General features: G+C 73.3%; 18 protein-coding genes and 1 riboswitch. Of the genes, 10 read left to right on the top strand and 8 right to left on the bottom strand.

The features are described 5' to 3' along the window. The first annotated feature begins 31 nt into the window (after positions 1 to 31). The 7 genes from ACFVXH_RS09665 (at position 32) to def (ending at position 7,619) form a co-directional block, all read left to right on the top strand. The gene (locus ACFVXH_RS09665) at positions 32 to 685 is read left to right on the top strand and encodes an alpha/beta family hydrolase (RefSeq protein ID WP_387821901.1); all 654 of its coding nucleotides are present in this window, start codon (positions 32 to 34) and stop codon (positions 683 to 685) included. Positions 686 to 836: 151 nt separating this feature from the next. Then, entirely contained in the window at positions 837 to 1,742 is a 906-nt protein-coding gene (locus tag ACFVXH_RS09670) for a sigma-70 family RNA polymerase sigma factor (protein ID WP_387821904.1), read from the top strand. Continuing rightward, positions 1,739 to 2,149, top strand: coding sequence for a mycothiol system anti-sigma-R factor (rsrA, locus tag ACFVXH_RS09675; RefSeq protein WP_079271878.1), 411 nt, complete (start codon positions 1,739 to 1,741; stop codon positions 2,147 to 2,149). The genes ACFVXH_RS09670 and rsrA overlap by 4 nt, the downstream gene beginning before the upstream one ends. A gap of 422 nt (positions 2,150 to 2,571) precedes the next feature. Beyond that, on the top strand, positions 2,572 to 4,008 hold the full coding sequence (locus ACFVXH_RS09680) for an HD-GYP domain-containing protein (RefSeq protein WP_387821908.1): 1,437 nt from the start codon (positions 2,572 to 2,574) through the stop codon (positions 4,006 to 4,008). Between the two features lie 125 nt (positions 4,009 to 4,133). Then, entirely contained in the window at positions 4,134 to 5,441 is a 1,308-nt protein-coding gene (locus tag ACFVXH_RS09685; protein WP_387821911.1) for an HD-GYP domain-containing protein, read from the top strand. Positions 5,442 to 5,941: 500 nt separating this feature from the next. After that, complete coding sequence (locus ACFVXH_RS09690; RefSeq protein WP_049652370.1) at positions 5,942 to 6,934, top strand: tetratricopeptide repeat domain-containing protein; 993 nt, start codon at positions 5,942 to 5,944, stop codon at positions 6,932 to 6,934. A gap of 109 nt (positions 6,935 to 7,043) precedes the next feature. Beyond that, positions 7,044 to 7,619 (top strand): peptide deformylase, encoded by a 576-nt coding sequence (def, locus tag ACFVXH_RS09695; protein ID WP_369808303.1) that lies wholly within the window; start codon positions 7,044 to 7,046, stop codon positions 7,617 to 7,619. An 83-nt stretch (positions 7,620 to 7,702) separates the two neighbouring features. Here the strand turns inward: def and ACFVXH_RS09700 are convergent, their stop codons facing one another. The 3 genes from ACFVXH_RS09700 to ACFVXH_RS09710 form a co-directional block, all read right to left on the bottom strand. After that, on the bottom strand, positions 7,703 to 8,686 hold the full coding sequence (locus tag ACFVXH_RS09700) for an NAD(P)-dependent oxidoreductase (protein ID WP_049652368.1): 984 nt from the start codon (positions 8,684 to 8,686) through the stop codon (positions 7,703 to 7,705). 104 nt (positions 8,687 to 8,790) lie between these two features. Next, complete coding sequence (locus ACFVXH_RS09705) at positions 8,791 to 9,660, bottom strand: transcriptional regulator (RefSeq protein WP_387821915.1); 870 nt, start codon at positions 9,658 to 9,660, stop codon at positions 8,791 to 8,793. A gap of 77 nt (positions 9,661 to 9,737) precedes the next feature. Beyond that, on the bottom strand, positions 9,738 to 10,229 hold the full coding sequence (locus ACFVXH_RS09710; protein WP_159028470.1) for a hypothetical protein: 492 nt from the start codon (positions 10,227 to 10,229) through the stop codon (positions 9,738 to 9,740). Positions 10,230 to 10,390: 161 nt separating this feature from the next. On the opposite strand from ACFVXH_RS09710, the gene ACFVXH_RS09715 reads away from it, so the two are divergent. Then, complete coding sequence (locus tag ACFVXH_RS09715; RefSeq protein WP_375877113.1) at positions 10,391 to 10,864, top strand: SRPBCC family protein; 474 nt, start codon at positions 10,391 to 10,393, stop codon at positions 10,862 to 10,864. 73 nt (positions 10,865 to 10,937) lie between these two features. Here the strand turns inward: ACFVXH_RS09715 and ACFVXH_RS09720 are convergent, their stop codons facing one another. The 5 genes from ACFVXH_RS09720 to ACFVXH_RS09740 form a co-directional block, all read right to left on the bottom strand. Further along, positions 10,938 to 11,933 carry a ribonucleotide-diphosphate reductase subunit beta gene (locus ACFVXH_RS09720; RefSeq protein ID WP_074001568.1) on the bottom strand — a complete coding sequence of 332 codons (996 nt, stop codon included), beginning with the start codon at positions 11,931 to 11,933 and terminating at the stop codon, positions 10,938 to 10,940. A 20-nt stretch (positions 11,934 to 11,953) separates the two neighbouring features. Beyond that, complete coding sequence (locus ACFVXH_RS09725; RefSeq protein ID WP_049652373.1) at positions 11,954 to 14,365, bottom strand: ribonucleoside-diphosphate reductase subunit alpha; 2,412 nt, start codon at positions 14,363 to 14,365, stop codon at positions 11,954 to 11,956. A 192-nt stretch (positions 14,366 to 14,557) separates the two neighbouring features. Further along, positions 14,558 to 14,692: riboswitch (cobalamin riboswitch) on the bottom strand. A gap of 72 nt (positions 14,693 to 14,764) precedes the next feature. Beyond that, positions 14,765 to 16,456, bottom strand: a complete 1,692-nt coding sequence (locus ACFVXH_RS09730; protein ID WP_387821918.1) for a glycosyltransferase family 39 protein — start codon at positions 16,454 to 16,456, stop codon at positions 14,765 to 14,767. Then, a complete protein-coding gene (locus ACFVXH_RS09735; protein WP_387821921.1) occupies positions 16,456 to 17,592 on the bottom strand; it encodes a glycoside hydrolase family 26 protein in 1,137 nt (378 codons plus the stop codon). The genes ACFVXH_RS09730 and ACFVXH_RS09735 overlap by 1 nt, the downstream gene beginning before the upstream one ends. 5 nt (positions 17,593 to 17,597) lie before the next feature. After that, positions 17,598 to 19,016 carry a glycosyltransferase family 2 protein gene (locus tag ACFVXH_RS09740; protein WP_107086463.1) on the bottom strand — a complete coding sequence of 473 codons (1,419 nt, stop codon included), beginning with the start codon at positions 19,014 to 19,016 and terminating at the stop codon, positions 17,598 to 17,600. Between the two features lie 435 nt (positions 19,017 to 19,451). Between ACFVXH_RS09740 and ACFVXH_RS09745 the strand changes: the two genes are divergently transcribed. Together ACFVXH_RS09745 and ACFVXH_RS09750 are read left to right on the top strand one after the other, a co-directional pair. After that, positions 19,452 to 20,672, top strand: a complete 1,221-nt coding sequence (locus ACFVXH_RS09745; RefSeq protein WP_074001409.1) for a ricin-type beta-trefoil lectin domain protein — start codon at positions 19,452 to 19,454, stop codon at positions 20,670 to 20,672. A gap of 94 nt (positions 20,673 to 20,766) precedes the next feature. Then, a complete protein-coding gene (locus tag ACFVXH_RS09750; protein ID WP_387821924.1) occupies positions 20,767 to 22,152 on the top strand; it encodes a LamG-like jellyroll fold domain-containing protein in 1,386 nt (461 codons plus the stop codon). Positions 22,153 to 22,179: the final 27 nt, after the last annotated feature.

Below are 22,179 nucleotides of genomic sequence, written 5' to 3' on the forward strand. Positions count from 1 at the left end.
ACCTTTTGCGAACGTCCCGGGAGACGTCGAGATGAGCACCACCGAACCGGTCCGCACCGAAGCGGTCCCCACCGGGGCCGGGGAGGCCCGGATCACCTACCACCGGGCCGCGAAGCCGGTGGCCGTCCTGGCCCTCGGCCACGGCGCGGGCGGCGGGATCGAGGCCAGGGACCTGGTGGCGCTGGCCGCGAAGCTGCCGGCCCGGGGGATCACCGTGGCGCTGGTCGAGCAGCCCTGGCGGGTGGCGGGCCGGAGGCTGGGCCCGGCGCCGAAGACGCTGGACGCGGGCTGGCGGCCGGTGGCCGAGCGGCTGGCCGGGCAGGGGCTGCCGCTGGTGGTCGGCGGGCGCAGCGCGGGGGCGCGGGTGGCCTGCCGGACGGGCGCGGCGACCGGGGCGGTCGGGGTGGTGGCGCTGGCGTTCCCGCTGCATCCGCCGGGCCGGCCGGAGAAGAGCCGGGCGGAGGAGCTGCTGGGGTCCGGGCTGCCGACGCTGGTGGTGCAGAGCGCGGCGGACCCGTTCGGCGGGCCGGTGGAGTTCCCGGAGCTGCCGCAGGGGCACGAGCTGGTGGCGGTGCCGTACGGCAGCCACGGCTTCGAGGTGCCCAAGCGGGCGCCGGTGGGGCAGGACGAGGTGCTGGACCTGATCTGCTCGGCGGTGGGGGACTGGGTGCTGCGGCTGGTGTGAGGCCGTGGGGCGGTCCGGCTCCGGGGCCGTGAGCAGGGAGTTTCCATTCGCTCACTCGTGCGAGTGAATGGCGCCCGGGGACGGGAATGCGGGCGGGGCGCGTGTGGTTGTCGTCTCCGTCAGCAGGAGTCACCGGTGAGAGGCAGGGCAGATGGGTTCGATCGCGTGCCCCGAACGGCCTGAGGAGCGCGAGGCCACCGCGGCGTTCGCCCCCTCCTGGTCGGACTGGATCGACGCGGGCGAGAAGCCCGTCAGCCCGATATCCTCCATTTCTGGGCGGCCCGCCGTGGGCCGTGCCCGTCATGCCGAGGAGGTGGGTCCGGTCGTCGGGACCGAGCACGAGGCCGATCCGGGCCGTGGCCCGGGCGACGCCCTGCCCGCGGGCGAGGCGCTCACCGGTGAGGAGCTGGCCGAGGCGATCGGTGAGGACACCTACCGGGTGTCGGCGGAGGAGAGCGAGGAGGCCCGGCGGGATCGCTTCGAGCGCGACGCCCTGGGCTACCTGGATCCGATGTACTCGGCGGCGCTGCGCATGACGCGCAACCCGGCCGACGCGGAGGACCTGCTCCAGGAGGCGTTCGCCAAGGCGTACGCGTCCTTCCACCAGTTCCGTGAGGGGACGAACCTCAAGGCCTGGCTGTACCGCATCCTCACCAACACGTTCATCAACTCGTACCGCAAGAAGCAGCGGGAGCCCCAGCGCACCGCGGCGGAGGAGATCGAGGACTGGCAGCTGGCCCGGGCCGAGTCGCACATGTCGACCGGTCTGCGCTCGGCCGAGACCCAGGCGCTCGACCACCTCCCCGACAGCGATGTGAAGGACGCGCTCCAGGCCATCCCGGAGGAATTCCGGATCGCCGTCTATCTCGCGGACGTAGAAGGCTTTGCGTACAAGGAGATCGCGGACATCATGGGTACTCCCATCGGTACGGTGATGTCCCGGCTGCACCGCGGCCGCCGTCAGCTGCGCGGCATGCTGGAGGATTACGCCCGTGAGCGCGGGCTCGTCCCGGCCGGCAGCGGGGCAGGGCAGGAAGCGAAGGGCTCGGGCTCATGAGCTGCGGCGATCCGCACGAAACCGAGTGTGGCGAGGTCCTCGACCACCTCTATGAATTCCTCGACAACGAGATGGCCGAGGGTGACTGCGCCAAGTTGCGGGTGCACTTCGAGGAGTGCTCACCCTGCCTGAAGCAGTACGGGCTGGAGCAGGCGATCAAGGCGTTGATCAAGCGTTCCTGCGGGTGCGACGACACCCCGACCGACCTGCGCAGCAAGGTGCTGGCCAGGATCGACTCGATCCGGGCCGGGCAGCGCTCGGGCGAGCAGGTGGTGGTCGCCGTGGAGACCACCGTCGAGCTGCACGTCGAGTCGGCCCGGCCGGCGCCCAGGCCGGGCGGGGCGGGCGAGGCGGAGACGGCCGGGCGCTCGGGCGCTCCGGTCGAGGCCGGCGCCCCCGCGGAGTGACGACCCGTCGGGCGAACGCCCGTACGGCGGCCGACTCCTTGGTCGACCGCCGGGGGCGGTAGCCCCGCGGCCCGCCGGCGAGGGCGGGCCGGACGGTTCGGGCACGTCCGGGCGGGTGCCGGGCGGGTTCAGGGCAAGGGCAACAGCGGCCCCGGGAGTACACACTCCCGGGGCCGCTCCCGTTCTGCTCGCATGCGCCATCACTCGTTCGAGTGAGCTGGCGGTGCGCCAACTGCGCCATTGCGCCATCATGCGTCCCCATGTCCGGAGGGCGGCCTATTCTCCTGACGGACACTCACCGTCGGTCCGCCCGACGCGCTGAGGCAACACGGGGTCCGTACGGCGGGGAGGTCGAGATCGCTACCGACTGTGGAGGCTCGACCCTGCCGCGAGGGGCGGCGCGCTACCTGGTGGTGGTGCCGGTGGCGGCGCTGTGCTGCCTGGTGCCGCTGCTGCCCGCCGCGGCCGCCGGGGTGCCGCACTGGCTCGGCGCGCCGGTGGACTGGCCCAAGGTCGCGCTGCTGGCCTTCCTGCACGGCTGCTGGGAGTCCCTGGCCCAGGGCCTGCCCACGCCCTGCCTGGTGCTGGTGCGCCGGCTGCTGCGCCGGCCGGCGCTGCCCGAGCGGACGCCCGCCCGGCCCGGGGTGAACACCTTCTTTCCGGTGCTGTTCGCCGGGGTGCTGATGCTCCCGCCGGCCGCCGCCGCCCTGGTGGCCGCCCCGGCCGCGCTGCTCGGCGGACCGAGCGGGCGCGGCTGCCGCCCGCGCCAGCTGTTCAACGGCTCCCAGCTCGCGCTGTGCGCCTTCGCCTCCTCCGTCGCCTTCCACCTGCTGCACGGCCCGCAGCTGCTGCTCGGCTCCCGCTTCCCGGCCGCACTGCTGCCCGGATTCGCCGCCGTCGCGGTGTTCTGCCTGGTCAACGGGGTGGTGGTGGGCGTCATGCTGATGCTCAGCGAGGGCCGCCGGCCCGGGGTGCTGCTGAGCGGGGCGCACGCGTCCTGCGGGCTGCCGGTGCTGGTGCACGCGGCCGGCGGGCTGATGGTCGCGGTGCTCTGGCAGGGCCCGTACGGCGCGTTCGCGGCGCTGCTCGCGCTGCTGCCGCTGTCCATCTCGGCCTGGGTGTTCGCCCAGGGCCAGCGCGAGAGGGACGCCCACCAGGCCACCGTGCAGTCGCTGGTGCAGGCCGTGGAGATCAAGGACTCCTACACCCGGGGCCACAGCGAACGGGTCGGCCGGGCCTCGGTGCTGATCGCCACTCAGCTCGGCATGGAGGCCGAGCGGCTGCGCACCCTGCGCTTCGCGGGCATCCTGCACGACGTCGGCAAGCTCGGCGTGGCCACCGAGCTGCTGCGCAGAAACGGTCCCCTGACCGAGGCCGAGCGCCGGGCGGTGGAGATCCACCCGGTGTACGGGTACGAGCTGGTGCGCGGGATCGACTTCCTCGGCGAGGCGCACGCCGGGATCCTGCACCACCACGAGCGGCTGGACGGCCGGGGCTACCCGAGCGGGCTGGCCGGCGAGCAGATCCCCGAGTTCGCCCGGATCATCTCGGTCGCCGACGCCTTCGACTCGATGACCTCCACCCGCTCCTACCGGCGCGGCCGCCCGGTCGGCGAGGCGGTCGCGGAGCTGGAGCGCTGCTCGGGCAGCCAGTTCGACCCGGTGATGGTGCGGGCGCTGATCGACGCGCTGGCCGGGTACGACTGGCAGCCGGTGGTGCACTCCGAGGACTCCATCGAGGCGGTGCCGGACATCCCGCTCGGGGTGCCCGAGCCGGTCCGGGCCGCCCCGGGCCAGGCCGTCCCGGGCCGGGTGCCGCCCCAGGGCGGCGGGACCGTCCCCGCGGCCGGGCAGCCGTGAGGGCCCCCGGGCGGGCGGCTGCCGGGCGGGCGGCCTCCGGTGGCGCGGCCTCCGGTGGTGCCGGTGCCGCCGCCGGGCGGGAGCTGTTCGGGCCCGGGGTGTCCGGGCCCCGGGCACTGCGGCGCGTGGTCCTCGGCCGCGCGCCCTGCGGGCGGACCGCGCGCGCGGTGCACGCGGCGGCCGCCGCGCTGCTGGCGCTCGCGCTGGGCGCCGTCGCGGTGCGCGGGGTCGCGGAGCCCCGGGTCGCGCTGGCGTTCACCGTGCTGATCGCGCTCGGCGAATGCGTCCGCATCACCCTTCCGGGGGATCGGGAGCAGGCGCCGATCGGCGCGGCCGGTGCGCTGGCGTACGCCCTGCTCGGGCCGTTGCGCGGGGTGCCGACCGCGCACGGGACGCTCCAGGTGGTCGCGGTGACCGGGGCCGGCCTGCTGCTGGGCCGGCTGGCCGGCCTCGTCCTGCCGGACGGCCCCGGGCGCCCGCACCGCCGTCCGCCCTGGGCCGATCCGGCCCGCCGCGACGGCGCCGCCCGCCGGGTGCTCGCCGTCGGCTTCGCGGGCGCCGTCTTCCAGCCGCTCTACAACGGCGGCATGGTCGACCGCTTCTCGCCCGAGGGCCCGGCGTACGGGGTGTTCCTGACCGCCGTCGCCGCGCTGGCCGCGCTCTGCGACGCGACCCTGGCGGCGCTGCTGCGCCGCTCCGGCGGCGGGCTGCGGTTCCCGGCGGCGCTGGAGGACGAGCTGCGCTCGCTGTTCGGCATCGGCTCGGCGATCGTCGCCACCGGGATGCTGGTCAGCCTCGCGGCCGGCGAGGTCGGGCTGTGGGCGCTGCCGCTGTTCTGCACCCCGCTGCTGCTCGCCCAGGTGTCCTTCCGGCGCGCCGCCGCCGTGCGGGCCACCACCGGGCAGACCATCGCCAGCCTCGCCCGGGCCACCGAGGTGGCCGGGTACACCCCGCACGGGCACGCGCGCCGGGTCGCGGACACGGCGTGCGCGCTGGGCCGCGAGCTGGGTCTGGGCACCCGCGAGCTCGCCCTGCTGGAGTACGCCGCGCTGATGCACGACGTCGGCCAGCTGTCCCTGGTCGAACCGGTGCCGGACGGCGCCACCGCGCTGCTGCCCGAGGCCGAGCAGCAGCGGATCGCCCGCCTCGGCAGCGAGGTGATCAGCCGCACCGGGGTGCCCCGGCAGGTCGCCGAGCAGGTCGCCCGGCTGGCCGACCCGTGCACCGGGCCCGCCTCGGGCGACGGCCCGGTGCCGCTCGCCTCCCGGATCATCCGGGTCGCCAACGCCCACGACGACCTGCTCACGGCGGCCCGCGGCCGGGGCGTCGGCGAGGCCGTCGGGCGGCTGGAGGCGCTGGAGGCCCTGCGGCTGGGCCGGGGCCGGGTCTACGACGCCCGCGTGGTGGACGCCCTGGCCAGGGTGGGCGGCTAGGGCCTGTCTTCGAACTCGCGTCTGCGGGGCGACGCCGGTGCACGCACCTCGCCGCGTTGTCGTCGGTCGCCAATGCTCCGCAGTGGCTCCCTCCTCCGCCTTGCGATGCACGCACCCCAACGCCGCCCCGCCCGCCCTCCGGGCGGACGACGGGAGTTTGAAGACAGGCCCTAGCGCCCGTCCTCGAACTCGGGTCCGCGGGGCCCGTACGGCCGGGCGGAGCAGGGTCCGCGGGCCCGTACGGCCCGGGCCGTCGGCCGCCGCCGCGGGGCCCGGGATGCGGGTTCCGGCCGTCAGGGGTTGAGCGGGCGGCATCGGACAGGCAGGCTGGGGAGGGGCGGGCCCCAACCTCGGCGGTGGGGAGCGCGGGCGGGGGCGGGCGTGGTTGGATGCGGTCGTAGCGTGGAACACCGACCCGGGGCACCGGGCCCGGGCGCCCTCCGAGGCGGTACGGGCACGGTGGCACGGGACTTGAGCGGACGACGACGGCAGGGACGAACGTGAGGATCTTCCACCGGGCACGGCACCGGCCGTCCGCCACCTGGCGGCAGACGACCGACCGGGCCTTCACGCTGATCGGCGACGGCCGCTACGAGGACGCCGGCGCCCTGCTGGTGATGGCCGCCGACCTGGAGCCGTGGCTCTCCGACTCCTGGTTCAACCTCGCCCTGCTGCACAAGTTCCGCCGGGACTGGGAGCAGGCCCGCTCGGCCGGCCTGCGCGCCGTCGCCCTGCTGGACCGCGAGCACGGCGCCCCGGACTGGTGGAACCTCGGCATCACCGCCACCGCCCTCCAGGACTGGCCGCTGGCCCGCCGCGCCTGGCAGGCGTACGGGCTGAAGCTGTCCGGCGGCCCCGGCGCGCAGCCGGACGGCCCGGTCAGCCTGGACCTCGGCACCACCCCGGTGCGGCTGTCCCCGGACGGCGAGTCCGAGGTGGTCTGGGGCCGCCGGCTGGACCCGGCCCGGATCGAGGTGCTGTCCATCCCGCTGCCCTCCTCCGGCCGCCGCTGGGGCGAGGTGGTGCTGCACGACGGCGCCCCGCACGGCGAGCGGGTCACCGACGGCGTCGCCTACCCGGTGTTCGACGAGATCGAGCTGTGGGCGCCCTCCCCGGTGCCGACGTACGTGGTGCTGCTGCAGGCCGCCACCGCCGGGGACCGGGACGCGCTGGAGCGGCTGGTCGCCGACGCCGGCTACGCGGCCGAGGACTGGACCTCCTCGGTGCGGCTGCTGTGCCGCGCCTGCTCGGAGAGCCGGATGGCCTCCGACGACGGGGTCGCCGCCCACCACGACCCGCACGACGACGGTGACGCCGCCCACCCCGGCCACCTCAGCCACCTCAGCCAGGGCGGCGCGGCCGGGATGTCCTGGCTGGTCGAGCGCGAGTGCGGGATCGCCGCCCCGGCCCATCTGGTGCGCACCCTGCTGGACCGCTGGGTCGCGTCCGCCCCGGGAAGCCGGGCGTACCGGGACCTCGAAGAAGTGTGCTGAGTACCCTGGTGAGGTAACGCGTACACCGACGGAAGCGGAAGACATGGCGGAGCAGGCCGAGCAGCACGAGCACGAGCACGACGTGGAGGGGACGGCGGCCGAGGCGCCCGTGAAGGTGATCGGTGAGGAGCCCGACCTCAGCAAGGGCACCGCCCGCCCGATCACCGTCGTCGGCAACCCGGTGCTGCACCGCGAGGTCAAGGACGTCACCGTCTTCGACGGCGAGCTGTCCGCGCTGATCGACGACATGTTCCAGTCGATGTACGCCGCCGAGGGTGTCGGCCTCGCCGCCAACCAGATCGGCGTCGACCTCAAGGTCTTCGTCTACGACTGCCCGGACGACGAGGGCGTGCGCCACATCGGCCACGTGATCAACCCCGTGCTGGAGGAGTACCCGGCCGACCGCCGCCGCGTCCTGGACGACGGCAACGAGGGCTGCCTCTCCGTCCCGACCGCCTACGCCGAGCTGGCCCGCCCGGACTACGCCGCGGTCACCGGCGTCGACAAGGACGGTCAGCCGATCCGCGTCGAGGGCACCGGCTTCTTCTCGCGCTGCCTCCAGCACGAGACCGACCACCTCTACGGCACCCTCTACATCGACAAGCTGTCGAAGCGGGACCGCAAGGACGCCCTGAAGCAGATGGCCGAGGGCACCCCGAAGTACGCCACCGTGGCGAACGACTGACGGTCCGTCGCACGCGAGGGCCGGGACACCGCTGGTGTCCCGGCCCTCGGCGTTCCGTGGGGCGGTCCGGTACGGGGGGCGGCTCAGGACTCGCCGTGCTGGCCGCGGGAGAAGATGGTCGGGCTGCCGGGGAGCTCCGGGTTCGCGCCGAGGTGGTCGGCCAGGTCGCGCACCCCCTCGGCGAGCGAGACCGCCGGCCGGTAGCCGAGGCCCTGGAGCTTGGAGATGTCGCCGACCAGCCGGTAGGTGTCGTCCTCGATCTCCGGGATCACGCTGACCTCGGGCGTGACGCCGGTGGCCTCCCCGATCGTGTTGACGAGGTCGCGCATCGAGACCTCCGTACCGGAGCCGATGTTGAACACCTCGCCCAGCTCGGCCCGGTCGGCGATCGTCAGCAGCCCCTGGACCAGGTCGGTGACGTGGACGAAGTCGCGGGTCTTCCGGTCGATGTCGCCCACGATCTGGATGGGCTGGTGGTTGAGGTGCCAGCGCAGGAACCGGCCGACCTCGACCATCGCCTCGTGCGGGTTCTCACCCGGCCCGTAGACGCAGAACGGGCGGCCGACCACTACCGGCAGACCGCAGGCGCGGTGGAGCGCCAGGCAGGTGATCTCGCCGCTGAGCTTCGACGCGCCGTACGGGACGAAGGGGCGGGTCGGGTGGTCCTCGTCCATGGGGAATTTCCGCGGAGTTCCGTAGACGGACGCGGACGAGACGTAGACGACCCGGCGGACGGACGCCTTGAGGAGGGCCTCGGCGAAGATCAGGGTGCCGAGTGCGTTGATCTCGAAGTCGAGGCGCGGCTGCGTCACCGACAGCGTGCCGTTCGCGTTCGCGGCGACGTGGAAGACCAGGTCGGCGTCGTCCACGGCCTCGGCGACGGCGTCGACCTCGCGGATGTCCAGCAGGTGCAGGGTGGTCCCGGACGGCGCCGAGATGCTCGTCGCGGTCCGGGCGTTGTCGATGATCGCCACCTCTTTCCCGAGAAAGAGAAGGGCGCTGGTCAGGTGCCTTCCGACGAAACCCAATCCGCCCGACACCAATACCTTGTCGTATTCTTCGAGCATATTATCGATATATCAAGCCTCGAACATATTCGCGATCCGGGAATTCGGAATCGCGTCCGTCCGGGTGAAAATCAGGCGGACAGGTGTTGTCCCGGTTCGCGCTGTTACGGCGCGTGGCGCTCCGGTTCGTGGTGTTCCGGCTCCGTGTCGAAGGCGCGGAAGAGCGAGAGGTCGGGGGTGCGGCCGCGGATCGCGGTCCAGGCCTCGTCGAAGTCGCGCCGGACCCCGGCCGGCGGCCACGGGGCGGGCCGCAGCTCCGGGGGGAGGAGCGGGTCGAGCTCCAGGGCGTGGGTGAAGGCCTCGGCCAGGCGCAGCGCGGTGGCGACTAGTTCGACGGAGCCGCGGTCGGGGCCGAGGGGTTCCTCGGCCAGCGCCTCGGCGAGGGGTCGGTAGGCCTCGACCGTCCCGGCCGCGGGCCAGAGGTGCTCGGCGGTGGCGGCGGGGCCGGTGAAGCCCCGGCCGGTCAGGCGGGTGGCCTCCGCCGTGACCAGGTAGGCGTCGACGGTCGCCGCCGAGGCCTCGGCGGCGAGTTCGTCGAGCAGGTCGTGCGGGCTGACGTAGGCGCCGGGCGCGAGCGGGGCGGCGCCGAGCCGGGTCAGCGCGGTGCGCAGGGCGTCGCGTTCCGCCCGGTGCCGCTCGGGGACGGAGAAGGTGTAGAGGCGCCAGAGCCCGTCCCAGGGGGCGAGTCCGGCGTCCTGGGCGTAGGCGAGCGCGACGAACCGGACGTCCAGGTCCGAGCGGAGCCGGCCCGCGTCGGTCAGGACGAGCCGGCCCTTGCGGCCCCGCCCCTCCTGCCGCAGGACGCCCGCCGCCTCCAGCCGCCGTACGGCCAGCCGTACCGGCTGGTCGGACAGGCCGGCCGCCGCGGCGACGTCGTAGACGTAGTCGAGCGGGGCCGTGCCCTGCGGGTCGAAGCAGGCCTCGACGACCGTGCGCGGCGCGGGTCGGTACGGCGCGGCGTTGTCTGCGGACACGGGAGACCTCGGTTCTCGATCACGGGGCCCGGGGCTGGGGCCGTCCGGTCAATGTGCCACATCCGGCACGAGGGGCCTCAGGCGCCTTCCCAGGGGTAGCCGTGGCGGCGGAAGGCCGAGGCGATGGCCGCCTTCCCGCCCTCGACGTCGTCGTCGAAGAGGACCCGGCCGACCGGTGACTCGATCCGCACCTTGCCGCCGTGGCGGAAGACGCCGCCGACCTGGTCCCGGGCGATCACCCGGCTGTCGTCGCCCTCGACGACGGTGATGCTCTCGTCCGAGATGCGCAGCGTGGCGGCGTGGTAGGTGACGAACATCCCGACCACGAGCCCGACGGCGGCGAGCGCCACCGGTCGGCCGATCACCATGGCCGGGGAGGTGAACGAGCCCAGGAAGCGCACGGTGTCCGCGTAGGGGATCGGGTGCCGGGCGGCGAACTGGAGCAGCCACGGGACGGCGAAGCCGAGGCCGGCGCCGACCGCGCCGCAGAAGGCCCAGATGACCACCTTGGTGTCGAGGGGCATCCGGAGCTCGGTCACGGCGGACTGGGCGCCGGTATCTTTCGTCATATGGACGACCGTAGCAGATTCAATAGGTTAAGGGCATGGTCGGAGGCGCTTCGGGACGGGGCGGCGGCCCCGGTGTCACGTTTCCGACGGCTCCCCGGTCCATCTGTCGGGCGCGGTGGCCGCAGTCCGCGCCGCCGCCGACCGAGAGAGGGGACATGACCATGGAGACCCTGACCGTCCGACGCGTCATCGCCGCACCGATCGAGGACGTGTTCGACTGGTGCGCCACCACCACCAACTACACCCGCTCCCCGCTCATCCTCCGGGCCCGCCTGGCCCGGCCGGGCGCCGGTGCGCCGTACGGCGTGGGGGCGGTGCGGGTGCACACCTGGGCGATCGGCTGGTTCCGCGAGCGGGTCACCGCGTACAACCGGCCGTACGGCTTCGACTACACGGTCGAGCGCAGCCTGCCGCCGTCCCGGCACGAACTCGGCCGGATGACCTTCACCGAGGTCCCCGGCGGGACCGAGGTCGCGTGGACGACCACCTTCCAGGTCCGCCTGCCCTTCGGCGCGGCCCTCACCCGGGCCCTGGCCAAGCCGGTCATCGCCCACACCTTCGGCCGCATCCTCGCCGCCGCCGACGCCGACCTCACCGCCGGCCGCCGGCGGGCCGGGAACGGCGACGCCGGGTGACGGCGGCGCGCAACGACAGAGGTGCCCCGCACGGCCTAGCCGTGCGGGGCACCTCTGGTGTTTCGTGTGCTTCTTAGAAGTCGTCGTCGAAGGCGACGGAGCCCTCGACGGCGACCTGGTACGCCGAGACGCGGCGCTCGAAGAAGTTGGTCAGCTCCTGGACGTTCTGGAGCTCCATGAAGCCGAACGGGTTCGTCGACCCGTAGCGGATCGGCAGGCCCAGGCGGGCCAGGCGCTGGTCCGCCACGGCCTGCAGGTACTCGCGCATCGAGGCGGTGTTCATGCCGGGCAGGCCGTCACCGCACAGGTCCTGGGCGAACTGGAGCTCGGCCTCGACGGCCTCCTCCAGCATCTCCGTGACCTGCTTGGCCATCTCGTCGTCGAAGAGGTCGGGCTCCTCCTCGCGGACGGTGTCGACCACCGACATCGCGAAGTCCATGTGCATGGACTCGTCGCGGAACACCCAGTTGGTGCCCGTGGCCAGGCCGTGCAGCAGGCCGCGCGAACGGAACCAGTACACGTAGGCGAAGGCGCCGTAGAAGAACAGGCCCTCCACGCAAGCCGCGAAGCAGATCAGGTTCAGGAGGAACGCGCGGCGGTCCTCCTTGGTCTGCAGCGAGTCGATGTGGTCGACCGCGTTCATGTACTTGAAGCAGAACTGCGCCTTCTGGCGGATGGAGGGGATGTTCTCCACCGCGGCGAAGGCCGCGTTGCGGTCCTCCGGGTCGGGCAGGTAGGTGTCCAGCAGCGTCAGGTAGAACTGGACGTGCACGGCCTCTTCGAACAGCTGCCGCGAGAGGTACAGGCGCGCCTCGGGCGAGTTGATGTGCTTGTAGAGGCTCAGCACCACGTTGTTGGAGACGATCGAGTCGCCCGTCGCGAAGAACGCGACCAGCCGGCCGATGAGGTGGCGCTCGCCCTCGCTGAGCTTCGCCAGGTCGGCGACGTCGGAGTGCAGGTCCACCTCCTCGACGGTCCAGGTGTTCTTGATCGCGTCCCGGTACCGGTCGTAGAACGACGGGTAGCGCATCGGGCGCAGGGTCAGCTCGAAGCCGGGGTCGAGCAGCATCTTGCGGTCTTCGGGGGTGGTCACTGGCAGGCCTCGCAGGACTCGGGGTTCTCCAGGGAGCAGGCGATGGCGGCTTCCTGCTCCGGGGTGAGGGAGGGGGTGTTCACGGGCACCGGCGCCGGCGCGGCGGCACGGGCGGTGCCGGACGCGGCCTGGGCGATGCGGGTGGCCGGGCGCGAACGCAGGTAGTAGGTGGTCTTCAGACCGACCTTCCACGCGTAGGCGTACATCGAGCTGAGCTTGCCGATGGTCGGCGCCGCCATGAACAGGTTCAGGGACTGGCTCTGGTCCAGGTACGGCATGCGGGCCGCGGCCAGGTCGATCAGCGCGCGCTGCGGCAGCTCCCAGGCCGTCCGGTACAGCGAACGGACCCCGGCGGGCAGCCAGTTCAGGTCCTGGACGGAGCCGTTGGCGTCGCGCAGGGCGTCGCGGGTCTGCTGGTCCCAGACGCCGAGCTCCTTGAGCTCGCGCACCAGGTACGGGTTGACCTGGAGGAACTCGCCGGACAGCGTCTCGCGCTTGAACAGGTTGGACACCTGCGGCTCGATGCACTCGTACACGCCGGCGATGGACGCGATGGTCGCGGTCGGCGCGATGGCCAGCAGCAGCGAGTTTCGCAGGCCGGTCTCGGCGATCCGGGCGCGCAGCGCCGTCCAGCGGTCGGCCCACTGCGGGGCGGCCGTCGGGAAGTGGTCGATGTGCAGCTCGCCGCGGGCGGCGCGGGTCTCGCCGTACGCCTCGTGGCGGCCGAGCTGCTCGGCCAGGTCGGCGGAGCGCTCGTACGCGGTGAGCATGATGCGCTCGGCGATCAGCGTGGACAGGCGGGCGGCCTCGGCGGAGTCGAAGTCGATCCGCAGCTTGAAGAAGACGTCCTGGAGGCCCATCACGCCGAGGCCGACCGGCCGCCAGCGGGAGTTGGAGGTGCCGGCCTCGGTGGTCGGGTAGAAGTTGATGTCCACCACGCGGTCGAGGAACGTCACGGCCGTGCGGACGGTGGCGTCGAGGCGCTCCCAGTCCATGGCGCCGAGCAGGTCGTCGACCGTGGCACCGGGGGCCACGTGGGCGCCGAGGTTGACCGAGCCGAGGTTGCAGACGGCGGTCTCGGAGTCGTCCGTGACCTCCAGGATCTCCGTGCACAGGTTGGAGGAGTGCACGGTGCGGCCCGGCAGGGCGGTCTGGTTGGCGGCGCGGTTGGAGGCGTCCTTGAAGGTCATCCAGCCGTTGCCGGTCTGCGCCAGGGTGCGCATCATGCGGGCGTACAGGGTCTGCGCCGGGATGGTGCGGACGGCCTTGCCGGCCAGCTCGGCCTTGCGGTAGGCCTCGTCGAAGTCGGCGCCCCACAGGTCGACCAGCTCCGGCACGTCGGCCGGGGAGAACAGCGACCAGTCCTGGTTGGCGTTGACCCGGCGCATGAACTCGTCCGGGATCCAGTGCGCCAGGTTGAGGTTGTGGGTGCGGCGGGCCTCTTCGCCGGTGTTGTCGCGGAGCTCCAGGAACTCCTCGATGTCGGCGTGCCAGGTCTCCAGGTAGACGCAGGCCGCGCCCTTGCGGCGGCCGCCCTGGTTGACGGCGGCGACCGAGGAGTCGAGGGTGCGCAGGAACGGCACGATGCCGTTGGACTTGCCGTTGGTGCCGCGGATCAGGCTGCCGCGCGAGCGGATGCGCGAGTAGGACAGGCCGATGCCGCCGGCGTGCTTGGACAGGCGGGCGATCTGCGCGTAGCGGTTGTAGATCGAGTCCAGGTTGTCCAGCGGCGAGTCGAGCAGGTAGCAGCTCGACATCTGCGGGTGCCGGGTGCCGGAGTTGAAGAGCGTCGGCGAGGAGGTCAGGTACTCCAGGCGGCTCATCAGGCCGTACAGCTCGGCCACCTCGCGCACCGACTGCTCGGAGTCGCCGACCGCCAGGCCGCAGGCGACGCGGAGCAGGAAGTGCTGCGGGGTCTCGATCACCTTGCGGGTGATCGGGTGGCGCAGCAGGTAGCGGGACTGCACGGTGCGCAGGCCGAAGTACTCGAAGCGGTCGTCGCCGGCGGTGTCGATCAGCGCGTCCAGGGCGGCGGCGTGCTTGGCGACGAAGTCCGCGGTGGTGTCGCCGATCAGGCCCTCGGTGTGGCCGACGGCGATCGAGGCGGAGAAGGACACCGAGCCCTGGCTGTTCGCCTCGTCGACGATCTCCAGCGCGAGCAGGCGGGCGGCCAGCTTCGAGTACTGGGGGTCCTCGGCGATCATCGACGCGGCGGCGTCCACGGCCAGCCCGCGCAGCTCGGCGAAGTCCGAGCCGGCGTGGCGGCCGCGCAGCGCGGCGGCGGCGACATGGCCGGGGTCGACCTCGGTGAGGTCGGTGCTGCGGTCGGTGAGCAGCCGCAGCAGCGCGCCCCCGGGGTCGGAGACCGTCGGGTCGGTGAAGGCGGTACCGGAGCCCTGGGCGGGCAGGGTGGCTGAGGCAGCGGTGGTCAAGGCGCTCTCTCCTGGCGGCGATCGGCGGCGGTGCTCGGGGGGCCACCGGGCCGATCTGGGCAGGGGAGCACGGCGCGAACGCAAAAAAGCGTCGCGCGAGGTGACTCCCCGGCCCGCCCGCGAGGCCCGGAGGGGTACTGCTGGTGCCGGCGCGGCCTCTGCGGGAGGGCCGTGGCGCACGCCGTCGGCAGGTACTCGGACTCGCGGGGTGCGGCTGCTGGAGCCGCCCGCTCACCGCTGCGGGGCAGTCCCGGATTCGCACCGGGTTCCCCTGCATCGACAGCAGAAGCGAGCATACATGTTGTGCCGCCGGACTGCGGCGGCACCATATGTTGTGCCTGTCGTGTCGCGGATGTGCGTGGGCCGGGCGGCCGGTCAGTGCTTCAGATAGACCTTGTACGTGCTCGAATCGCCGGTCGGCGAGGTGAATTGGGCGACCAGCCGGTAGTGTCCGGCGGCGCCCAGGGCCTCGCCCAGGGCCCGGTCGGTGGCCCTCGGCGCGGTGCTGTCGAGGACGACCATGGTGAACCAGCCGTCCCGGATCGCGGCGACGCTGCCGTCGTCGCCGTGGTGCTCGACCCCGGCCCCGTCGCGGTAGTCGGTGCCGGCGCGCGCGGAGACCCACTGCTCGGGCTTGGAGACGCCGCCGAGGTAGTACTCGGCGAGTCCGTCGACCTCGGTGAGGTAGCGGCCCTGGGGCTCCGTGTGGACCCGCAGGACGGCCAGCAGGCGGCCGGAGTCGGGGCCGTTCTGGTAGCGCAGCGCGGACTGCTCCAGGCCGAGGGCGAGCAGGGCGACCCAGACCAGGATGCCGAGCTGGGGGTGGCGGAAGTGGGCGCCGACCAGCCGGGTCAGGCCGACCCCGGCGAGCGGGGCGGCCAGCAGCATGCCGTAGCCGAGGTGGCGGAACAGCGCGCCGGAGGTGCCGGTCCACAGGTGGGCGGCGGGGACCAGCAGGGCGGTGGCGGTCAGGACGGCCCCGAGCAGGGCGCGCCGGCCCCGGGTGGTGGGGAGGGGCTCCTTCTCCGGCGCGTCGTGCTCGGGCATCTGTTCGCGGCGCGCGTAGGCGATGGTGCCGGCCACCGCGAGGACGGTGAACAGGCCGGCCCACTGGAGCGTGCCGAGCAGGACCGAGCCGGCCGAGCCGGGGGCGTTGCCGCGCGAGGGCGACCACCCGGCGACCTTGCCGAGGGTGCCGTACGGGAGCAGTAGGACGAGGGTGCCGAGGGCCGTCAGCAGTGAGCGCAGGGCGGCCGGGCCCACCCGGTGGTACGGCCGGGCGCAGGCGAAGGCGAGGGCCACCAGGGCGGGGACGGCGAAGGCCGCGGAGTAGGCCGTGGCGCAGGCCAGCGCCGTGGGCGGGGCGGCGAGCAGGGCCAGGGCCGGATGGCGGCCTGCGGTGAACACCGTGGTCCAGGCCGAGAGGGCGACCAGCAGGACGGCGAGGGACTCGGGCGCGGCGTAGAAGCCGACCACGACGGTGGACTGGAGGACGGCGTACCCGGCGATGGCGCAGATGGCGACCCGCTCGTTGAACAGCCGCCGGGTCAGCGAGTACAGCAGGACCGTGGTGAGCAGTGCGAAGCCGAGGCTGAGCAGCCGGGTGCCCCAGATGCCGTTGGCGTCGGCGGCGGCGCCGGCCAGCGGCGGGTAGAGCCAGGGCGAGCCGTGCACCCGGTCGACCAGGTCGGTGGTGACCGGGGTGCCGTGCAGCAGGTGGGCCAGCTGCTGGCGGCCGGCGACCATGGCGGCGGCCTCGTCGGGGTGCGCGGCGGCCAGCAGGCGCAGCGAGAGGGCGGCCTGGACGGTGAGGACGGCGCCCAGCAGGCCGCGGGCGATCCACCGGCGCCGGGGGCTGGTGCCCGGGTCCCAGCCGATCGCGGGGACCTGCGGGATGGTGTACGGGGCCAGCTCGACGCCGTCGGGGTTGTCGACCGTTACGGCGGGGCGCGGACCGTCGGGGCTGTCCACCGCCACGGCGCCGGGCCCGTCCGGGTCCGGCTCGGCGGCCGGGTCGTGGGCGGAGCGGCCGTGCGGGACGGGGGAGAACTCGGACTCAGTGCTCATCAGGGGTTCCGGATGTCGAAGCCGTAACGGGGGTCGGACACGCGCTGCTTGAACGCGGCGAGGGTGTCCGGCACGGCCTCGACCCGCCAGTCCGCCCGCTTGACGATGTTGAACCAGACGAAGCCGACGATGTCGTCGTGCGCCTCCAGCCCGGAGAACAGCTGGTCGATGTCCGCGTGCTGGCGCTTGCCCTGTTCGGAGGCGGTCTCGCTGATGAAGAAGGGCTTCTGGGAGAAGCCGCGGATCTCGGCCATGGTCGGGCCGTAGAGCGCGTCGAAGGTCTTGGGCCCGGTCTTGGTGAAGTAGCCGGTCATGCCGGCCCAGTCGACGTAGGTGTCGCCGGGGTAGTACGGCTCCAGGCGGGTGTTGGGCGCGGGGTCGGTGATGTTGGGGCTCCAGACCCAGATCACGTTGGTGGCGCCGGCCTGGTCGAAGAGGTCGTGGACGTGGCACCAGGCGGCCACGAAGTCCTCGGGGGTGGCGGCCTGACGGCCCCACGGGTACCAGTCGCCGTTCATCTCGTGGGCGATGCTGACGGCGATCGGCAGGTTGAACTTGGCGACGGCCTTGGCGACGCCGCGCACGTAGTCGTCGGTGTCGCCGGCCGCGATCGAGGCGAGCGAGCGGTCGTGCGGCTCCCAGGCCATGAAGGGCAGCGCCCCGGCGTCGTGGATCCGGCGGGCGCCCGCGGTGTCGAAGCCGCCCTTCCAGTGGGCGTAGAACTCCAGGACGTTGGGCTGCTTGCCGATCGCGTCGCGGTAGCCGGGCAGCGCGTCCATCGTGGCGGGGACGTCGGGCAGGGCGGCGCCGAGGTACTTGTGGCTCGGCCTGAGCAGCGGCGTGACGTCGTACGGGACGCCGGCCGGCAGGGCCTTGGGCGTGGCGGGCGCGGCCGGTGCGGTGCCCCCCGCGGCGGGGGTCGCGCCCGGAGTGCCGGGAGCGCCGGGAGCGCCGGGAGTCCCGGGGGCGCCGGGGGCCGGGGTGGCGGCCGGGGCGGCCTGGGCGAGGTCCTTCTGCATCGCGAAGCCGGGGTCCTCGGGGCCGCACGCGGTGGTGAGCAGCAGGCCGGCGGCGGCCAGCAGCGGGAGCGCCAGCCGGTGACGGAGCCGGCCGGCCCGTCTCGGGTGGGCGGTCATGGCGATCACACTGCTTCCGTCGGGCGGGGCTGGACGAGGACCCGGCCCACGATGGTGGCGTAGAAGAGGCCGGAGGCGAGGACGAGGGCGAAGTTCAGCGGGCCCATGGTGAGCATCCGCCAGATGCTCAGCAGCACCCAGAGCAGGGCGGTTCCGCCGCCCCAGGCGATGACGCCGATCCAGAACCGCCGGGTCCTGTTCCGCTTGGCGCCGCTGGAGCCGGTCGGCTGCCAGGCCATCCGGTTGCGGCGCACGATGTCCCAGATGGCGAAGACGTGCGCCCAGCCGTACATCATGCGGGCGGCCCAGGCCTCCAGCCGGTAGGGGTTGCGGTGCCAGAGCGGGAAGATGACCGTCGCGTAGAGCAGGCCGGGCAGCACCAGCGCGGTGTTCTCCCAGCGGATCAGGTCGGGGCGGGCGAGCAGCAGGACGATCGGGATGAGCGGTGAGACGACGGTGAACAGCGCCGTGTGGATGTAGTAGAAGAAGCCGGACAGGTAGCAGGCCCGGGTGATCGGCCGCAGCTTGGTCTGCCAGAACTTCTTGCTGCCGAGCAGGCTCATCGAGCCGGTGCACCAGCGGTACTGCTGGTTGAAGAAGCCGCCGACGTTGTCCGGGCAGACGCCGGTGGCCAGCGCGACGGGTATGTACTGGAGGTCCCAGCCGAGGCGGCGCAGGTCGAACCCGGTGTGCACGTCCTCGGAGTGGCCGATCAGCGTGGTGCCGCCGTTCTCCTCCAGCGCCGCGCGCCGGTACACCGCGCAGCTGCCCACGCAGATGGCGCCGTCGCTGCGCTGCCGGGAGACCTGGACGGTCCGGTAGAACAGCTCCTGGACGGCGCCGGCGCCGCGCTCGATCCAGTTCTGCGAGTCCAGGATGCGGAAGAACTGCGGGGACTGGACGATGCCGAGGCGGGGGTCGGCCTCCATGTAGGGGAGCATCTCGTTCAGCAGGTCCGGCCGGGGCGCGAAGTCGGCGTCCAGGATGAGGATGTAGTCGCTGTCGGAGTTGCGGAAGCCGAACTGGAGGTTGCCGGCCTTCTTGAACCAGCCGAGCTTGTCGCGGGTGCCGTACACGAACCCGAAGTCGACGGCCATCTGCGCGAGTTGCGGGCTGTTGCTGTCGTCGAGGACGTACGGGGTGACGTCGCCCGGGTACTGGTCGCGGAGCCGGGCGACGTGTGTCCAGGTGTTGTGCAGGACCTCGATCGGCTCGCCGGCGACCGGGAGGAAGATGTCGACGGTCGGATGGTGCTCGGGCTGCCAGGACTTGACCAGGGCCCGGTGGGCGGAGAGATCGAAGGTCTCGTTGAAGCCGTGCACCCAGCGGGATATGAGGTAGTAGACGATGGTGAAGGCGAGCGGCGGTATGAAGAAGAGGAACCACGGCGTCGCGCTCAGCAGCCCGATCTCGCTGGCCACCATGCAGGCGAAGCTGATGAGGGAGAAGCAGGTCAGCACCCACAGGTTGGTGCGGGCGTAGAGGTACTTCTCGGTGTTGTCCGGGGGTTGGGGGAGCAGGCCCCACCGGTTGCGGGCGGCCGGGCCGCGCCGGCTGCGGCGTCGTGAGACCGGCGGCTGACCGCTTCCCGCGAGTCGCGCGCTCTCGGTGACAGTCACGTGCTCTACTCCCCCGAAGCCGTACTGAGTCTGAACCGTCCCCGGGTGGTGGCCGTTGTCGCTCGGGCACCAGGGGACGCCAGGATCGTACGGGACCGATCGCTCTGCGTCCGCTTCCCCCTGTTCGACCGGCCGCCCGGAACCGATATCGAGCTCCGATCGTGATGTGAACGGGGGTGCGGCCGGAGCGCCTGTGTACGGTTGTCCGTTCGACGGGCGAGGACGGTTCGGGGGAGAGCGATGGGCATCGAGGACGGCGCGGCCGGGCGCGTGGCGCGGGGCCTGCGGGCGGTCGCCGCCTTCGGTGCGGTCGCCGCGCTGCTGGCCGGGTGCAGCGGCGACGTCGGGGCGGTGGAGCCGCCGGCCGGCCCGGCGACGGCGCTGTCCGGGCCGGGCATCTGCTCGACCGCTCAGGAGCCGTTCCCCAAGCTGGCGATGGACGGCGGCGCCAAGATCCTCGAACCGAACCCGTGGAACACCGCGGGCACGGTCTGCGTGGACCCGGTCGGGGACAGCGGGTTCACGGTGTCCCGGATCAACGACTTCGTCCCGAAGAACCCGCTCGCCCCGGGCGCCTACCCCAACGTCTCGACCGCCCCGGGCGCGAGCGGACTGCCGGTGCCGGTCAGCGCGCTCGGCGACGCCACCGCCGACTGGGACGCCAACGGCCGGGTGAGCGGCTCCTTCAACCTCTCCTTCGACCTCTGGTACGGCTCCAGCCCGGACAACTGCCTGCCGGGGGAGAGCGCCGAGGTGATGATCTGGCTGGACGCCACCGACAACGTGCGGCCCGCCGGCGACAAGGTGGCGGACGCCCTGCCGTTCGGGGACGCGAGCTACCACGTCTACCAGGCGCCGATCACCGGCCCGCACAGCGTGATCAGCTACGTCCGCACGGCACCCACCCACACCACCCGCGGCCTCGACCTGCGGCTGTTCACCGCCGACGCGATGGCACGCGGCTACGTCCCGAAGAGCTCCTACCTCTGCCGGGTGCAGGCGGGGTTCGAGGTCTGGAGCGGCGGGACCGGCCTGCGCAGCAACTCCTTCGCCTTCCACAACCGGGTCGGCCTGCCGGCCGGCGAGGTCCCGGCGGGTGCCCCGGGGATCTGCCTGCGGCACGGCGGCGGCGGGACCGCCGGCAGCCCGGTGACCGTCGGATCCTGTGGCGACCAGGCCGTCTCGACCGGGTGGACGGTGGGCAACGACGGTTCGCTGCGCGGCGGAGCGGCCTGCCTGGCACCGGGCGCCGACCGCTCCTCGGTGACCCTGGCCGAGTGCACCGGCGGCTCGGCCCAGCGCTGGGTCACCGCCCCCGGGCAGCGGCTGAAGCACCCGGACACCGGACTGTGCCTGGGCACCGCGGGCGGGGCGCTCGCGGACGGCACGGCGGTGCTCCTGCGCCCGTGCGCGGACACCGTCTCGCAGCGCTGGAAGCTGCCCTACAACGGGCTCGCGTGAGCCGGCGTCGCACCCGGGAAACCCCGGCCGTGCTGACGTTTCGTCCGCGCACCCCCCATGGGCGTGTCGGGGTGGATGCCCTAGCATTCGGGCCATGAGCGATCGACCGGTACCGAGTGGCGAGCCGGGCCAGCCCGCCACGCCACCGCAGCAGGCACCGGCCGGGGGGCCCGCTCCGGCCACCGGTGTGCCACCGCAGTTCCCGAGCGGAGCCTTCGGCCCCGCGTCCGGCTACGGGCCGCCGCCCGCACCCGCGCAGCCCCAGCAGATGACGCCGCATCCGGTCGCGCAGCCGGTGCCGCCGGTGCCGCACCAGGGCGGCGGACCCGCCCCGGTGGCGCCGGGGCCGGTGCAGCCCGGTCCGGTGGCGCCGCAGCCCGGCCCGGTGGCACCACAACCCGTCCAGCCGCAGGCGGTTCAGCCGCAGCCGCAGGCACCGATGCCGCAGCCCGGGCCGGCCGTCGGGCAGCCCTTCCCGCCGGGCCCGCAGCCGGGCCAGCCCGTGGCGCACTGGCAGCAGCAGGGCGGCTTCCAGCCGCCCGTCCCCCCGCCCGGCCCGGCGCTCTCCCCGGCCGGCACGCCGAACTGGGAGGCGCTGGCCGAGCAGAACGAGCAGTCCGCCAAGCGCGGACGCAGGATCAAGCTGATCGGCGTGGTGACCGCGGTGGTCGTGGTGGCCGCCGCCGGTGGCGGCGGGTACTGGTACTACCAGCACGGCAAGGAGAAGACGCCGGTGCCCCACGGCGCCGGCTCGCCGACCCCGACGGTCACCGGCCCCTCGAACACGACGAGCGCGCCGCCGCTCAAGGGCATCGACAGCCCGCCGACCGTCGGCTCGCTGCCCGCCAAGAAGGGCGCGGCCGCGCTCAACCTGGGGGCGGACGCCAAGCAGGGGACGATGGCCGGGTTCTCCGGGCAGGTCCTCAAACTGCCCAGTGGCCAGGACTCGTTCGCCTCGACCTCTACGTCGGTCGTCGAGGTCAACAAGAGCTTCACCGTCTCCGCGCGGGTGCTGGTCGACGTGCCCAACGGCAACCGCAGCGCGGTCAGCCAGGGCGACGGCCAGTACTACTCGTTCGCGCTGGGCCGGGCCGGCAACAACGGGCACGACCAGTGGTACTTCAAGGTCCAGGTGCCGGGCGGCGGTTCGGCGATCGCCTGGTCCAAGGGCGACGCGACGGTCAATCAGTGGGTGCTGCTGACCGGCGTGTACGACGACCCGTCGGGCCAGCTCACCCTGTACGTCAACGGCGCTCCGCAGTCCTCGGCCAAGTCGGCCGGGGTGCAGCCGAGCGGCAGCAACTCTCTCCAGGTCGGCCGGCTGAGCTCCAACTCGCAGTGGGCCGACCCCTGGCACGGCGCCGTCGCCGACATCCAGGTGTGGGACCAGGTGCTGCCCGAGGCCGACATCGTCAAGATCGTGGCCGGCCCGAGCTCGCCGCCGTCCATCGCGCCGACCGGCGCCTGGCTCGGCGGCTAGGGTCGCCAGGGGCGGGTCCCGCGGGAT

The organism is Kitasatospora sp. NPDC058184 (assembly GCF_042883725.1).
GTDB lineage: Bacteria > Actinomycetota > Actinomycetes > Streptomycetales > Streptomycetaceae > Kitasatospora.